Annotated in this window: 19 protein-coding genes and 1 pseudogene; all 20 read left to right on the forward strand. The window is 40.8% G+C overall.

The window, feature by feature from the left end; genetic code table 11:
• Positions 1-8 precede the first annotated feature (8 nt).
• The 20 genes and pseudogenes from AXK38_00225 to AXK38_00320 all read left to right on the forward strand — a co-directional run bounded on the left by AXK38_00225 (position 9) and on the right by AXK38_00320 (position 15,699).
• Positions 9-434 (forward strand): ArpU family transcriptional regulator, encoded by a 426-nt coding sequence (locus tag AXK38_00225; GenBank protein ID AMH87827.1) that lies wholly within the window; start codon positions 9-11, stop codon positions 432-434.
• 134 nt (positions 435-568) lie between these two features.
• Positions 569-1,135: an integrase gene (locus AXK38_00230; GenBank protein AMH87828.1), complete on the forward strand. Its 567-nt coding sequence runs from the start codon at positions 569-571 to the stop codon at positions 1,133-1,135.
• Positions 1,136-1,349: 214 nt separating this feature from the next.
• Positions 1,350-1,694: an HNH endonuclease gene (locus AXK38_00235; protein ID AMH87829.1), complete on the forward strand. Its 345-nt coding sequence runs from the start codon at positions 1,350-1,352 to the stop codon at positions 1,692-1,694.
• Positions 1,695-1,894: 200 nt separating this feature from the next.
• Positions 1,895-3,163 carry a hypothetical protein gene (locus tag AXK38_00240; protein AMH87830.1) on the forward strand — a complete coding sequence of 423 codons (1,269 nt, stop codon included), beginning with the start codon at positions 1,895-1,897 and terminating at the stop codon, positions 3,161-3,163.
• Positions 3,153-4,544: a hypothetical protein gene (locus tag AXK38_00245; protein AMH89583.1), complete on the forward strand. Its 1,392-nt coding sequence runs from the start codon at positions 3,153-3,155 to the stop codon at positions 4,542-4,544. Before AXK38_00240 ends, AXK38_00245 begins: the two co-directional genes overlap by 11 nt.
• Complete coding sequence (locus AXK38_00250) at positions 4,534-4,773, forward strand: hypothetical protein (protein ID AMH87831.1); 240 nt, start codon at positions 4,534-4,536, stop codon at positions 4,771-4,773. Before AXK38_00245 ends, AXK38_00250 begins: the two co-directional genes overlap by 11 nt.
• A gap of 110 nt (positions 4,774-4,883) precedes the next feature.
• On the forward strand, positions 4,884-6,296 hold the full coding sequence (locus tag AXK38_00255) for a terminase (GenBank protein AMH87832.1): 1,413 nt from the start codon (positions 4,884-4,886) through the stop codon (positions 6,294-6,296).
• Positions 6,297-6,376: 80 nt separating this feature from the next.
• The gene (locus tag AXK38_00260; protein AMH87833.1) at positions 6,377-6,835 is read left to right on the forward strand and encodes a phage scaffold protein; all 459 of its coding nucleotides are present in this window, start codon (positions 6,377-6,379) and stop codon (positions 6,833-6,835) included.
• A 3-nt stretch (positions 6,836-6,838) separates the two neighbouring features.
• On the forward strand, positions 6,839-7,729 hold the full coding sequence (locus tag AXK38_00265) for a phage capsid protein (protein ID AMH87834.1): 891 nt from the start codon (positions 6,839-6,841) through the stop codon (positions 7,727-7,729).
• 1 nt (position 7,730) lies between these two features.
• Complete coding sequence (locus tag AXK38_00270) at positions 7,731-7,937, forward strand: hypothetical protein (protein ID AMH87835.1); 207 nt, start codon at positions 7,731-7,733, stop codon at positions 7,935-7,937.
• Positions 7,938-7,942: 5 nt separating this feature from the next.
• Positions 7,943-8,338, forward strand: coding sequence for a hypothetical protein (locus AXK38_00275; GenBank protein ID AMH87836.1), 396 nt, complete (start codon positions 7,943-7,945; stop codon positions 8,336-8,338).
• Complete coding sequence (locus tag AXK38_00280) at positions 8,325-8,663, forward strand: hypothetical protein (GenBank protein ID AMH87837.1); 339 nt, start codon at positions 8,325-8,327, stop codon at positions 8,661-8,663. The genes AXK38_00275 and AXK38_00280 overlap by 14 nt, the downstream gene beginning before the upstream one ends.
• Positions 8,656-8,892, forward strand: coding sequence for a hypothetical protein (locus AXK38_00285; GenBank protein AMH87838.1), 237 nt, complete (start codon positions 8,656-8,658; stop codon positions 8,890-8,892). Before AXK38_00280 ends, AXK38_00285 begins: the two co-directional genes overlap by 8 nt.
• Positions 8,893-9,228 carry a hypothetical protein gene (locus tag AXK38_00290; GenBank protein ID AMH87839.1) on the forward strand — a complete coding sequence of 112 codons (336 nt, stop codon included), beginning with the start codon at positions 8,893-8,895 and terminating at the stop codon, positions 9,226-9,228.
• 14 nt (positions 9,229-9,242) lie between these two features.
• Positions 9,243-9,794 carry a phage tail protein gene (locus tag AXK38_00295; protein ID AMH87840.1) on the forward strand — a complete coding sequence of 184 codons (552 nt, stop codon included), beginning with the start codon at positions 9,243-9,245 and terminating at the stop codon, positions 9,792-9,794.
• 2 nt (positions 9,795-9,796) lie between these two features.
• Complete coding sequence (locus AXK38_00300) at positions 9,797-10,108, forward strand: hypothetical protein (protein AMH87841.1); 312 nt, start codon at positions 9,797-9,799, stop codon at positions 10,106-10,108.
• A 14-nt stretch (positions 10,109-10,122) separates the two neighbouring features.
• On the forward strand, positions 10,123-10,503 hold the full coding sequence (locus AXK38_00305) for a hypothetical protein (protein ID AMH87842.1): 381 nt from the start codon (positions 10,123-10,125) through the stop codon (positions 10,501-10,503).
• Complete coding sequence (locus tag AXK38_00310; protein ID AMH87843.1) at positions 10,503-13,526, forward strand: PblA; 3,024 nt, start codon at positions 10,503-10,505, stop codon at positions 13,524-13,526. The genes AXK38_00305 and AXK38_00310 overlap by 1 nt, the downstream gene beginning before the upstream one ends.
• The gene (locus tag AXK38_00315; GenBank protein AMH87844.1) at positions 13,526-14,221 is read left to right on the forward strand and encodes a phage tail protein; all 696 of its coding nucleotides are present in this window, start codon (positions 13,526-13,528) and stop codon (positions 14,219-14,221) included. Before AXK38_00310 ends, AXK38_00315 begins: the two co-directional genes overlap by 1 nt.
• A pseudogene (locus AXK38_00320) lies at positions 14,218-15,699 on the forward strand (hypothetical protein). Before AXK38_00315 ends, AXK38_00320 begins: the two are co-directional and overlap by 4 nt.
• Positions 15,700-15,939 lie beyond the last annotated feature (240 nt).

Below are 15,939 nucleotides of genomic sequence, written 5' to 3' on the forward strand. Positions count from 1 at the left end.
GGTGAGCAATGCCCTTCTTTCCTGATATAAATGAAGCCAAAACAAAAGAAAATGCCAAGAAAATTTTAAAAGGATATCCTCGATGGCGTCGTGTGGCCAATGACACTGAAGGTCAGAGAGTAACGACAACCTACTCATTCATGCCTAGAAACCCGTCAAGTGGAAGAAATAGTCAAGTTGAGAAGTTAGCTATAAGGAAAGTTGATGCAGAACTTGAGCTGGATGCAATTGAACAAGCAGTTAGTAACTTACACGATCCTCTATATCGTAGGATACTTTTTGAAAAGTATCTTCAATGGGATTGCAAGAAAGATGAAGTAATTTCTAGGGATTTAGCAATTTCAGAAAGTTCATACTATGATATTTTGGAGAAAGCTTTGATGGCATTTGCAGAGTTATACCGCAATGGTGAACAGGTTGAGATTTTGGAGTAAATTCGGAGTTTTTTTGGAGTAAATTCGGAGTAAGTTCGGAGTGGATATATGATTTTATGTGCTAAAATTATATTATGAAATAATTGTAAAGGCAGGCACACCCTGTCTTTTTCTTTGAGTTTGGAGGTGATATCGTGAAAAAAGTAGAACCTATTCGTGAACTTGATGACATTGAACGGATGAAAGACTTTTTAAAATCAAAGAGTGAGCGAAACTATGTCCTAATCATGTGCGGTCTGTATTCTGGAATGCGCATCAGCGATATTATACCTCTCCAAGTGAAACAAGTGACAGGCGATAGAATCGAGGTTACTGAAAAGAAAACTGGTAAGGTCAAGCGATTTGCTATCAACCCTGAATTAAGAAAAGCTTTAAGTCACTACATTAAAACAAATGACCTTAAAGGTTATGATTACCTATTTCCAAGTAAGAAAAAAGTCAGGACAGACGGAGTAAGAATCGTTCATATTGGAAGAGTTGCAGCTTATCAAATATTAAAGCAAGCAGCTGAACATGTTGGCCTTAAAAACATTGGGACTCACTCAATGAGAAAATCATTTGGTTATCATCATTACAGAAAAAATCAAAATGTAGCGATCTTGATGGAATTATTTAATCATTCATCTCCAGATATCACACTTGATTATATAGGTATTAAGCAGGATGAATTGGATGATTCAATGATGAATTTTAGCTATTAAATGACTATTTATTTTACATATTGAGAAAAAGTAAATCAGTTTTTAATGAAACAGATGTAAGCACTTGCTACAGTTGACTTTTAAGAATGTTAGTTTTATTTAACAGAATATAAGATATGTTAAATATACGAGGGTGTGAGAAGCTAAAAAACTCCCCCCCTACATCATAAAAATTTACCCCCCTACCTCAAAAAAGAAAGGCCTCCCTCCGAAGATGAATACCCCCCAAGAAAGACCGGACCGGAGTGGTCCTCACCGAGTCGCTTTTGAAAAAAATAAAAAGATTATTCTAAAAACCAGAAATACTTGTGGGATTTGTGGTCTACCAGTGGACAAGTCTTTGAAGTATCCGCATCCTTTGTCACCGGTCATAGACCACATTATTCCAATCAATCGAAATGGTCATCCATCAGACATCAATAACCTACAACTCGCTCACTGGCAATGCAATAGGCAGAAGTCTGACAAGCTGTATGCTGATGATAAATCAGCAAGTACAACTGTTGTTGGGAACAGGAACTTGCCACAGTCAAGAGACTGGACAAAATACAGATCTTAAAATAAAAAAATAAAATAAAATTATTTTTAATAAAAATAGGAATTACCGTGCTATCAAACTTCGAGAAAAAAATAGAAATGTATGAGGAAGACCTAGCTGAGGATAGGGGGGTATCCCCCTCCCACTAGGCGCTCGAGGACTTCACGCCGTCACTGTACATTTTTTCTCGCGCCAAATCATCATTATGGAAGGAGAACGGTTTGGAATTAAGAGGAATTGACTATCTCAGGAGGAAGTTGAATCTCTATCAGAGCAGAGTTAATCTGAGATACAAGCATTATGCGATGCAACACTATGAAGCACCGACAGGAATCACAATTCCTGCACATATCAGGGTAAAGTATCAAGCTGTCCTTGGTTGGGCTGCAAAGGGAGTTGATAGTCTTGCAGATCGTTTGATTTTCAGGGCATTTGCTAACGATGATTTTAATGTTACAGAAATCTTTAATCGGAACAATCCTGATATCTTCTTTGATAGTGCCATTTTAGCTGCGCTGATTGGTTCGTGTAGTTTTGTCTACATTTCGAAGGGTGAGGATGATGAGGTGAGGTTGCAAGTCATTGAATCAAGTAATGCAACTGGTGTCATTGATCCTATCACTGGGTTGCTTGTGGAAGGTTATGCGGTGTTGGCTCGTGATGATTACAATCGTCCAACACTTGAAGCCTACTTCGAGCCTAATGCTACTCACTTCATTCCGAAAGATGGTAGACCATACTCGGTTGTGAATGAAACTGGTATCCCTTTGTTGGTTCCGGTTATTCATCGTCCTGATGCGGTCCGTCCTTTTGGTCGGTCTCGTATTACCAGGGCAGGAATGTATTATCAGAAATACGCTAAGCGAACTTTAGAGCGAGCTGATATTACAGCAGAGTTCTATTCGTGGCCACAGAAATACATTCTTGGGCTTGATCCTGATGCAGAGCCTATGGAGAAATGGAAAGCTACTGTATCAAGCTTGTTGACGATTTCTTCTAGTGACAAAGGAGAGAAGCCGAGCGTTGGGCAATTTACTACTGCTAGCATGTCACCGTTTACTGAACAGCTGAGAACTTCTGCTGCTGGATTTGCTGGGGAAATGGGCTTGACATTGGATGACCTTGGTTTCGTTTCAGATAATCCATCATCTGTGGAAGCTATCAAGGCTAGTCATGAGAATCTTCGTCTTGCTGGTCGAAAGGCTCAGCGTTCACTAGGTGCTGGGTTGCTAAATGTCGCTTATGTTGCAGCTTGTTTGCGTGATGAGTTTCGCTATGCTAGAAGCCAATTTGTAAGAACCACAGTCAAGTGGGAACCATTGTTTGAAGCGGATGCGAATACGATGACCATGATTGGGGACGGTGTTGTGAAATTGAATCAAGCCTTACCTGGCTACATCAATGCGGAGACAATTCGTGATCTTACTGGTATCGCTGGAGACATGTCAGCCAAACCAGTGGTAAGCGAGGGTGATTCAAATGGAGAATGATGTTTTACCTAGTATCTTGCAAGAGGTTCAGGAGAGGTTTGAGAGAGATTTCGGTAAGAGTGAGATTGTCAAAAATGCTTTTGCTGCGTTGAAGGCAAAAAAGGCCACTTACAAAACTGCAAATGAGTTTGCGATTGAAATTGGCGATATTCTCTCGAAGGCTCTAGGAGCGTCCCTGAGCACCGATAAATTACCAGACGGAAAAATGTATTACAATATCGCTCAGCGTTTGCTGACGGACGTGCTAGGACGAAATCACGAGCTTGTAAGTGGTTACACTAGTGATGTTCAGAAGAATTTGAACGATAAAGCGAAAATCGGTCTGAAAGTTCAAGTTCCTGAATTAAATCTGGATCGAATAGCTGGCATTGTCAATCGCTTTTCGTCTGAGGAAAATTTTGAGGATGTCAGTTGGTTGCTCGGTGAACCTATTGTGAACTTTACCCAGTCTATTATTGATGATAGTATCCAGAAAAATGCGGAGTTTCATCATCAGTCTGGTTTACAACCAGAGATTGTTAGAAAATCTTATTTTCATTGTTGTGAATGGTGCCAAGAAGTTCAGGGGAGTTATAAATATCCAAGAGTTCCAAAGGACGTTTATAGAAGGCATCAGCATTGTCGTTGTATTGTAGACTATGATCCGAAAAGCGGAAAAGTTCAGGATGTTTGGAAGAAAATTTGGCGAAAAAAAGATGAAAGTGATAAAATTGAAGCAAGGAAGGATATAAATAACAATTCTCAAATGAGCGAAGTGAGAAAGCTAGCGCTACAGAACGGAATTTCTTCAAATCCTATCAAAAAAAGCCGTAAAAAATTGACTGAGAAACAAATAATCGAAGCTGTTAGTGGTGGAGACAAGACAAGAGGATCTTGTTCGTCAGCAGCATTTGCTTATATTGGGAACAAAGGTGGCTATACTGTCTTAGATTTTAGAGGAGGAAAGAGTTGTGATTTCTTTTCTCGAGATAGTAGAATTAAAATGATTGGGAGCCTTCCAGGAGTTGAAATGCATGTTGCTAAACATACAAATGATTTTACTGCAGTAAAAGAATTGTTGGAGAAAGTAGAAAGTGGGAATGAGTACTACTTAGCAACAGGTAGACATGCAGCAATCATAAGGAAAAACGAAGGTCGTTTTGAGTACTTGGAACTTCAATCAAGAACATTAAATGGTTTTAAGCCGTTTAACAACATTGTCCTAAAAGAGAGATTCAAAGGTCAGAAGTCTCACAGTGCAGCTGGGAGAAGATATGATGCAAATAGCTATCTTATTGATGTGAACTCATTGAAAGATAACCCTGAATTTCACAAGATATTGAGTTTTATCAATACAGCAGATTCTAAACAAATGAAGGGGGCTGAGGGACGTGAAAGATGATTATGAAGAAGTGAATTGGTCCGAATATTGCTATAAAGAAAATGATGGTGATAAAGTTTGGTGGGTTGATACAGCCTGGTTCGCTAGAGGGTTGATGTTAATTACATTTGATAAAAAGAAGTTCTATAATCTTTTTGAAGATTATCCTCATAATATGAGCTCAGAAGAGATTGAAATCTTTGATAAAGAGAATCCATTTTGGGCTGATTTCTTTTCGGACCGAAAATAAGAAATTTGAAGCACTCGTAAGGGTGCTTTTATTGTGCTTTTGTTTAGGAGGTGATCTGATATCTCCCAGCGATAGGGTTATCATGCGATGACGATTGAAAGGAAAGTAGAATGGCGAGGAAGAAACTTGGCAATCAGAATCCTACTCAATCGGTGATTTTAAAATACGTCAAGAAAAATTCAAAAGCTAAAGAAGCGATTGAACTTTACGAACGGACTGGTCTTTCTTGCTATGCTTGGCAGAAGAATCTTTTATTACCCATGATGGCTGTTGACAAGAACGGTCTTTGGGTGCATCAGAAGTTTGGTTACTCTATTCCTCGTCGTAATGGGAAATCTGAAATCCTTTATATTCTTGAAATTTGGGGCTTGCATAAGGGATTGAATATCCTGCACACGGCTCACCGAATTTCTACATCTCATTCCTCTTTTGAGAAGGTGAAACGATACCTTGAGAAAATGGGGTATGTGGATGGTGAGGATTTCAATTCCATTCGAGCGAAGGGGCAGGAGCGGATTGAACTTTATTCAACAGGTGGTGTTATCCAATTTCGTACTAGGACATCAAATGGTGGTCTTGGTGAAGGTTTTGATATGCTAATCATTGACGAGGCTCAAGAGTACACAACCGAGCAAGAATCTGCTTTGAAATATACGGTTACGGATAGTGAAAATCCTATCACAATCATGTGTGGAACACCTCCGACACCAGTATCAAGTGGAACGGTCTTTACTAAGTATCGTGAGACTTGTCTTTTCGGGAAAGGGAAGTATTCTGGCTGGGCTGAGTGGTCGGTTTCCGATGAAAAGGAAATCGACGATGTGGAAGCTTGGTATAATTCTAATCCGTCTATGGGATACCACTTAAATGAGCGTAAGATTGAAGCTGAGCTTGGTGAGGATAAGCTGGACCATAATATCCAACGTTTGGGATTTTGGCCAACTTACAACCAGAAATCTGCTATTTCTGAAACGGAGTGGAATGAGCTCAAGGTGGATGACATACCAGAATTATCTGGCAAGCTGTCTGTTGGTATCAAGTATGGCCAAGATGGAACGAACGTGGCTTTGAGCATTGCTGCACGTACCAAGGATGGCCGTTTCTTTGTGGAAACAGTCGATTGTCAATCCGTTCGTAATGGGAATGAGTGGATGGTTGCTTTCTTGCGTCAATCCGACGTGGCTCAAATTGTCATCGATGGCGCAAGTGGGCAAAAGATCCTGGACGAAGAGTTGAAGGACTATAGAATCAAGAACGTGATTCTGCCGACGGTGAAAGAAATCATTGTGGCCAATGCTCTTTGGGAACAGGGAATTTATCAGAAAACCATCTGTCATGCTGGTCAACCATCGCTGTCTAAAGTAGCCACTAACTGCGACAAGCGGAATATTGGGTCAAATGGTGGATTTGGTTATCGATCGCACTTTGACGATATGGATATTTCTTTGATGGATAGCGCTTTGCTTGCGCACTGGGCTTGTTCTACGACTAAACCTAAGAAAAAGCAAAAAATCAGTTATTAAAATAAGCGGTCTTGTGACTGCTTTTTTTGATGCCCAAAATTACCGAACTGCCGGGGAAGCAGGAGAAAGGAGACATGAGAATGTCAGAATTTAAACCAATCACTACACAAGAAGAATTTGATGCTGCTATTAAGGAGCGTTTATCTCGTGAGAAAGCGAAGTACAGCGACTATGACCAGCTCAAATCTCGAGTTACAGAATTGGAAACAGAAAATGTTGGCTTGAAGTCAACAATCGAAGCTAACAATCAAAGTAAGGCAGATGCCGATAAGCAACTTGAAGAGATGCAGAGTCAAATCGCTGGTTATGAGACGGCGAGTCTGCGAACTCGTGTGGCTTTGCAATATGGATTGCCTTACGACCTTGCAGACCGTTTGCAGGGAACTGATGAAGAGAGCTTCAAAGCAGATGCGGAGCGCTTGGCTGGGTTTATGAAGAAATCTCAACAAGTTTACCCGCTTGGAACAAAGGAGCCTAGCTCAATTGATGACAAAGATGCAGCATTGAAAGGAATGTTGCATAAAATGAGAGGAGAATAATTTATGGCAACACTACAAACAGGGGATCTTTTCCCAGTCGAAACAGTACAAGATATTTTTAGTAAGGTAAAGGGGCATTCCACTCTTGCAAAACTTACTACTCAAGAACCGATTCCGTTTTCGGGGACGGAAACATTTGTATTCAATCTCGAAGGAAATGCTGAAATTGTAGGTGAAGGTAATCCTTCAAATGCTGGAAATGCAACTATGAAACCGAAAGTAATCAAACCTATTTTGATTACTTATCAAGCACGGGTATCTGAGGAATTTGTACATTGTTCAGAAGAAAAACAATTATCTTACCTAAAATCTTTTATTGATGGCTTGGCTAAAAAAGTTGCACAAGCAATTGATATCGCTTCATTTCATGGCCTTGAACCAAAATCAATGACAGATGCTTCTTTCAAAGCCACAAACTCATTTGATGGTTTGATTACAGGAAATGTGGTTACCTATGAAGCAGATAAAATTGATGAAAACATTGATGCTGCTGTTGCAACTGTCACAGCAAATGATTGCGAAGTGAATGGGATCGCATTGTCTCCGGCTGCAGGGGCTGCACTTGGAAAAATTAAGGTAAACGGGGTAGTCCAATATCCTGAATACCGTTTTGGTCAAAACCCAGATTCATTTTATGGAATGAAGTCAGATGTCAATAAAACATTGACAACTGTTGCAAACTCAGCTAAAAAAGACCATGTTATCGTTGGTGATTTTGAAAATGCTGTAAAATGGGGATATGCAGATGAAATTCCTCTTGAAATCATTAAATACGGTGATCCGGACGGTGCTGGCCGTGACTTGAAACGCTATCGCGAAGTTTGCTTGCGTACAGAAGTGTATGTAGGTTGGGGAATTCTTGACGAGCAGGCATTTGCTCGTGTGGAGGCTTAATATGGAATATATTAACAAAGAAACCTTAGTAACAATTGAAACAGACAGTGAATTGGCAGGTGACTGGGTTCCTATTAGTGAATTCAAGGACGAATATCGCCTTACTGTTCCAGAAATTAAGGCGAAACTTGATGAATTGGGTGTTGAGTATGATAGCAAGGCAAATAAATCTACTCTGCTTGATTTACTAATCGCAAATGAAGGGTGATTGAGATGGAAAACTTTGCAACAGTCGAAGATTTGAAAAAATTGTGGCGAGCGTTGAAATTCGATGAGGAAAAACGAGCCGAGGCGCTGTTGGAAGTTGTTTCTCATTCTCTTCGTGTTGAAGCTAAAAAAGTTGGCAAGGATTTAGATGGGTTGGTGGCTACTGACCCATCTTTTGCTATGGTCGTTAAGTCCGTCACGGTTGATGTGGTAGCTCGCACGTTGATGACCTCAACTGATCAGGAACCAATGACTCAGGTGGCTGAGTCTGCTTTAGGTTATTCCTTCAGTGGTTCTTATCTAGTTCCTGGCGGTGGTCTCTTTATCAAGGATTCAGAATTGAAACGTCTGGGTCTCAAAAAGCAAAGATATGGGGTGATTGATATCTATGGGACGGATTAAAGGAATTACTGTAACATTGATTGGAAAAGCCAAGAATGGAAAGGATGACTTTGGCCATCCTATCTATGAGAATAAAGAAATTCAAGTAGAAAATGTCCTGGTTGTTCCGTCTTCGACAGAAGATGTCACCAATCAGCTTAATTTGACTGGAAAGAAGGCTGCTTATACGCTGGGTATCCCAAAAGGCGATCAGAACGAGTGGAAAGACCGTGAGGTTCGTTTCTTTGGGCGCAAATGGCGCACGATTGGCATTCCCTTAGAAGGCATTGAAGCCATGATGCCTCTGGAATGGAATAAGAAAGTGATGGTTGAAGCGTATGAGTAATACAAAAGTCAAGCTTATCGGTGCGGGTGTAGGATCTCTTTTGAAATCCAAAGAGATTCAGGATATTCTGAACAAAGAAGCAACGGTCATTAAAAAAAGATGTGGTCCTGGCTATGAACAAGATAGCCACGTTGGTAAGACAAGGGTCAATGCTATGATTTATCCAGCTACGCGAAAAGCGAAGAGGGATAATTTGAAAAATAACACTTTGTTGAAGGCGGTGCATTAGATGATTGAAATTATTATCAAGAAATATCTTGACGGTCATTTAGATGTACCGTCATTTTTTGAGCACGAAGCTGAAGCTCCCGATAGCTTTGTCATTATTCAAAAAACTGGTGGTAAGGAGCGGAATCATTCTGGTAGTGCGACCTTTGCTTTCCAAAGTTATGGCCCAACTATGCAGAAGGCTGCAGAGCTTAATGTGAAAGTGAAAAAAGCTGTAAAAGGGTTGATTGAATTAGATTCAATCTGTGGTGTCCACCTGAACAGTGATTACAATTTTACGGACACTGAAACAAAACAATATCGATATCAAGCCGTATTTGATATTAATTACTTTTAAAAAGGAGAAAATAAATGGCAACAGAAGCAAATGTAACGACTGCAAAACCTAAAATTGGCGGTGCGGTTTTTTCCGCTCCAATAGGGACTCCATTACCTACAGATGCAACAACAAAACTAGATGTTGCGTTTAAATCACTGGGGTATATTTCAGAAGACGGTATGACTAATAGCAACTCTCCAGAATCTGAAAATATCAAAGCTTGGGGTGGTGTCGTTGTTAGTTCCGTTCAAAAGGAGAAGGTGGATACGTTCAAATATATGCTGATTGAGGCGTTGAATGTGGATGTTTTGAAGGAAGTTTATGGTTCAGATAATGTATCTGGGGATTTGTCAACAGGGATTAAGATTAAGGCAAATTCAAAAGAATTGCCACATCATTGCCTTGTAATCGAAACGGTTCTAAAAGGTGGTGTACTTAAACGTATTGTTATCCCTTCAGGAAAAGTAACTGCCATCGATGAAATCACTTATAACGATGGAAGTGTTCTCGGATATGGTACGACAGTAACTGCCTTCCCTAACGCTGCTGACGACACACACTATGAATACATCAAAGGAGCTTAACTATGTCAAGACGAAATCGTAAGAAAAAAAATAACGGAGCAACTCCACAGATTAAAACAATCCGTGGTGTGACTTCAACCGGATTTGCTTTTGAAATCACAAAAGAGCGCTTGGAAAACTATGAGTTACTTGAAGTTATTGCAGAAGTAGATACAAATCCGGCAGTTTTACCAAAAGTAGTCAAACTTATGCTTGGTGACAAATCAGAAGATTTGAAAAACCATGTGCGGACTGCGGATGGCATTGTTCCTTTGGATAAAATGGGAGCAGAAATTAGTGAGATTTTCACAAGTCAGAACCAGTTAAAAAAATAGCGATCCTTGCTAGAATGATTCAAACAGATGAAGATGCTCTTATTTGTGATTTAGCTGAAACATATGGGATTTTTGATTACAGACAGTTACCTGCTGACCAGGTAGCTATTTTTGCTTTTGGTTTGAGAGATGATTCAAGGATCAAACTAGCAATGACCAATAGCAAAGTTCCTTTTGAAACCTTTTTACTTGCAGGCGTGCTTGATAGGCTTTCTGCTCTTGTGTGGTTTAAAACAACAGACGGTCAGAAAGGAATCAACAAACCATTAATGGTTGCAGAGGAGCTGACAGGTAAAACTAAAGCTAAAGAAAGTAAGGAGATGATCTTTGATTCTGGTGAGGACTTTGAAGAATATCGTCAGCAAATTCTAGAAAAGATAGGAGGTGAGGATTAGTGGCGACAGAAATAGCACAAGCTTATGTACAATTGATACCATCAGCTAGAGGCATTACTGGTAAAATCCAATCAATCCTCAATCCTGAAGCGAGTGCAGCAGGACAAAGTGCTGGACAGTCATTAGGTTCTAGTCTTGTTGGTGTTATGACGAAAGTTATTGCAGCGGCAGGGATTGGCAAGGCATTTTCGTCAGCTATCAGTGAAGGAGCAGCGCTTCAGCAATCGCTCGGAGGTATTGAAACTCTTTTCAAGGGTTCTGCTGACAAGGTAAAGGGATATGCTAATGAGGCCTACAAAACAACAGGTTTGTCAGCTAATGCCTACATGGAAAATGTGACAGGCTTCTCAGCTAGCCTCTTGCAATCTCTTGGTGGAGACACTAATAAAGCTGCTGAAACAGCAAACATGGCCATGATTGATATGTCAGATAATGCTAATAAGATGGGAACATCGATGGAGAGTATTCAGATGGCTTATCAAGGGTTTGCAAAGCAGAATTATACGATGCTGGACAACCTGAAGCTTGGTTATGGTGGTACAAAACAAGAAATGGAGCGTCTTTTGAATGACGCTCAGAAGTTGACGGGTGTTAAGTACGACATTAACAACCTCTCAGATGTTTATAGTGCCATCCATGCTATCCAAGAAAATCTAGACATCACTGGTACAACTGCGAAAGAGGCGGCATCTACTTTTAGTGGTTCTTTTGAATCCATGAAAGCAGCCGCTCAGAATGTACTTGGAAAGTTAGCGCTAGGAGAGAATATCCTACCTTCTCTACATGCTTTGCTTAAAACAACATCTACCTTTCTCTTTGATAATTTTTTACCAATGGTTGGAAATATTTTTTCTGGCCTTGGCTTGGTTTTGACTGAAGGGATTAGCGAGATTGCTTCTCAGCTTTTTGGGGATGCTTTTGGAAGTGCAGTCTATAGTCAACTATCGAGAGTGACAGGTATCTTTCAAACCTTCTTTGATATGATCTTTGGATCATTGAGCAAGCAAGATAACATTGATATCCTGACCATGCTTGGATTTAGCGAGGGTGCTGCTAATCAAATTGTCAACATCGCAGACAATATTAGAGTTACTTTTGAGAACATTGGGGTTGTTGCTGGCAATGTAGCAAGCATTGTTGTTGATTTCGTTGGAGATCTGTTAGGGATTAAAGACGGAGAGCAGGGAGTGAATTTGCTAGGCATTGCCTTTGAAAGTATCACAGGTTTTATCAGAGATGCCTCTGAAAGTCTTAGCAAATTTACCTCTTGGTTAAAAGATTCACCTCTTGCATTAGATGCCTTAAAATCGGCTGTTGTTGGTATTACGAGTGCATGGGCAGGATATAAAGCTGTCTTAGCAGTAACAAAAGGAATTGAAACAATCAGGAATGCAACTCTAGCTATTACGAATGGCTTAATGCTAGCTCAGTTCGTAAGAACCGGTGCACTCACTACCGCAGAGGCAGCGAATGCGGCTGCAACCATGGGAGCAAGTGGAGCGTTTGGTATCTTTAATGCGGTTTTATCTGCAAATCCGATTGGCCTAATCGTAACGGCAGTCGCAGCATTGACTGCAGGTCTTGTATGGTTCTTCACACAAACAGAAACTGGTCAGCAAATTTGGTCATCTTTTGTGGATTGGATCAAGCAGGCTTGGCAGGGGATTGCTGATTTCTTTGTCGGTCTTTGGTCTGGTATCTCTGAGGGTGCTAGCACATTGTGGGATGGAGTTGTTACAACATGGAATGCTTATGTTGAGTCTTTAAAGGCGATGTGGAATGCTGTTGTAACATTCTTTTCTGATTTATGGGTAAGTATTCAAGAAGCTGCATCTGTGGCATGGACAGCTATCACAACAGCAGTGATGGTTATTGTTCAACCGTTCATTGATGGATTCATGAATATTTGGAACAATATTTCCGATGGTCTTACTCAAATTTGGGAAGGGATTAAGATGATTTTCCAAGGCGCTTGGGAATTCATCAAGTCTATTTTCTTGGGTGCTATTCTCATCATCATCGACCTTGTGACAGGGAATTTCAACCAGCTGGGGGCTGATCTTTCTCTAATCTGGGAAGGTATTAAAAATAGTATCTCTATGATTTGGGAAGGTATTAAAACCTACTTTTCTGGAGTCGTAGATGTTATCGTAGGGTATGGTATTGCTGTTTTTGAAAACTTTTCGGCTGCCTTATCTGCGATTTGGGAATTTATCAAGTCGGCTGCTTCATCGACTTGGGAATGGATAAAATCTACTGTAATAAGTCTAATCACAGGTTTGGTGCAGGAAGCTCAAAATATCTGGGATGGCTTTATGAACTTCCTATCAAGTTTGTGGGAAGGTATTAAGTCAACGGCAAGCAATGCTTGGAGTTCTCTAGCGTCTAGTGTTCTAAGTATTATCAATGGTCTTGTGTCTGGAGCACAGAACGCATGGAACACTATGTCTAATGCGGTATCTAGTCTTGTAAGTAATGTAACTGGATTCTTCAATCAATTGTGGAATATTGATTTGTATAGTGCAGGACAAGCAATCTTACAAGGTTTCTTGAATGGTTTGCAGTCTATGTGGTCCTCTGTCACAAATTTTGTTGGTGGCATTGCTAGCTGGATTCGTGACCACAAAGGACCGATCGAATATGACCGTAAACTTTTGATTCCTGCTGGTACTGCAATCATGAAAGGGTTAGACCAAGGATTGCAAGACCAATTTAAGGAGGTCAAACAAACGGTCGGAGGCATGGCTGGAGAAATATCTGACGTATTTTCAGGAGATCATCTGGATCTGAATTCCTCTGCGTCCGTGACTAAAAGTCTTGAGGCTCAGTTGGCTATGCCATCAGCTCAATTTGAAGCACATGAAAATAAAACCGTGTCTGAGATAGCGATTCTGAGAGCAAGTATGGAGAAGATCCTTACTGCTATCCTTGAAAAATCGTCAGACGTTTATCTGGACAATGACATTATCTCAATCAAAACCTATGAACAACACGGTGCTATTTATGCGAGGGGAGGAATTTAATGGATTATATGATCATCAACGGTTTTAATACATCCAGCCTTCCTGGTTGTGATGTGACAGATTTTGGGAAGGTGGAGGCTGCTAAGCCGAAGGGAGAGAAGGCTGACCTTTATGGAGTCAATGGCAGTTATCGTGTATTAGACGGTTCTTTCGACAGTTACGAAAGGACCTTCATTCTATACGTTAAAAAAATGGTTGAGATTTCAAGTATTCTTGATAAGTTTCAATCGAATGATAACGTTTTGGAATTTAGCTATCAGCTTGGCTCATTGTTTTATGCTAACTTTGTGACTGCTAGTTTTGAACCTTTTGGGAATCATGCTTGGAAGTTAGAAATCAAGTTAGAAATGCAACCATTCAGATATCAGAAGAGCGTAGAACCTGTGGTTCTGACTGCATCTGGTACAATCACTAATCTTGGGACGATTTATTCTGAACCAATCATTGAGGTTGAGGGAGATGGTGACATCTCTCTTACAATTGGCCGTAAGACCATGTATCTTACGATTAAGACCAAGGCTACAATCGACTGTAGACAAGGCAAGCAAAACATCTATAACGCAACCGGAGCAGTTCAGAACACACTTCGTAAGCGTGGAGGTTTTCTCGAAATCCCAACTGGTAAGACTGGTGTTTCATTTACTGGAACCGTCCGAAAAATTACTATTCGACCAAATTGGAGGTATAAGATTTGATTTTTTTAACAAATGGGAATATGCCTCTGAATGCTGCCTATTCTGATGAAATTGTTCAAGAGGATAATAGCACCTACCAATTGAGCTTCCGATTTCCGACATCCGATCCATTGTGGGAGAAGTTGAAGGAAGAGACTTTTCTAACGGCTGATGATCTTCACGGTGAACAGGATTTTGTGATTTTTGAGGTTGAGAAGAAGCACGGCTATATTCAAGTCTATGCGAACCAAGTATTCACTCTCTTGAATAACTATGTGGTCAATACAATCTCTTTGGATAGGCAGACTGGCTCAACTGCTCTCAGTCGTTTTGCTGGCGCGATTACTCGTGACAATCCGTTCTCATTCTTCTCTGATATTGAAGATAGACATACCTTCAATATAGGTTCTAAGAATGCTATGGAAGCCTTCGCGAAAGATAAGCATTCAATCATCGGTCAATGGGGTGGTGACCTTGTGCGACATGGCTATCAGGTTCGTTTATTAAAAAATGGCGGTTCAGAAAATGAATCGCTTTTTATGTATAAGAAAAACCTGTCTAGCTATCAGCACAAGACCTCTACCAAGTCTTTGAAGACTCGAATTACTTTCACGACGACTGTCAAGGGTGAGGGAGAGAAAGCTCCTGATCGCACCTTCACAGTTACTATTGATAGTCCACTCATTAACAAGTACAGTCAAATCTACGAAGATGTGATTGAGGTAAACGACCAGGATGTGAAGGATGAAGCAAGCCTTCGAAAATACGGTGAGCAGTATTATCGAACATCGCTCTGTGACATGATGGAAGATAGTCTTGAAATTGAGGTTGTCGGCCAGAGTGACGTTCCTGTTCAGATGTTCGATGTCGTGAGTATCTTTCATGAGCAATATAACCTTGACGTGCGCAAGAAGATTACTAAGTATACCTACTCACCAATGGGCAAAAAATTGAAGACAATTGGTTTTGGGCAGTTCAAGTCAGGTCTTGCGAATGCGATAGGTAACGCGGTGAGTGATGCCGTCAAGGGTGAAGCTCAACAACTTCAAGATGATTTTGAAAGGCAGTTAGCCAGAGAACTCAAGAATGCTGACCTTGCATTTGACCGTAAAACTGAAGAACTGAAGAACGAGTTCGAAGATGGGTTGAATGCTACTAGAGCTAAAGCTGAAGAAGTCAAGCAAGAACTCTCTGACAATATCAACCAGCGCTTCAATAGTTTTAACAGTGGCCCTCTACAAGAAGCCAAACGCAGGGCTGAAGAAGCCTTGCGAAACGCTGGCGCAAGTACCCTGCTTGCACAGGAAGCCAAGCGGATTGGGTTGGACTCTATCGCTAAACTTGAAGCGTTCAAGTCTCAGGCTACGAGCGCTCAGACGACTTTGTCAGGCGCTATAGATGCCCTGAAACAGACTATCGCGAACGATATTCGACCGAAGCAGGCACAGGCTGAAGCTGAGATTGCCAAGCAAGTTGAAGCACTTGTTCAGACAAAAAAAGAACTGGCTGGTGTGAAGTCAGCGCAAGCGACGTATGAGGAGACGACGACTCGCAGACTGTCAGAACTGACAAACTTAGCTAATGGTAAAGCCAGCAAATCTGAGCTTGTGCAGACAGCTGAGGAGCTGGCTAGTCGGATAGCGAGTGTGAGGGTCGGTGGTAGAAACTATTATCGAGATTCTGAGAAGGTTCGAACAAGTACGCGTTTCTTCCCGTTTCCTTTACATCCATACCTTACC

The sequence above is a fragment of the Streptococcus mitis genome (assembly GCA_001560895.1).
GTDB classification, from domain to species: Bacteria; Bacillota; Bacilli; order Lactobacillales; family Streptococcaceae; genus Streptococcus; species Streptococcus mitis_Q.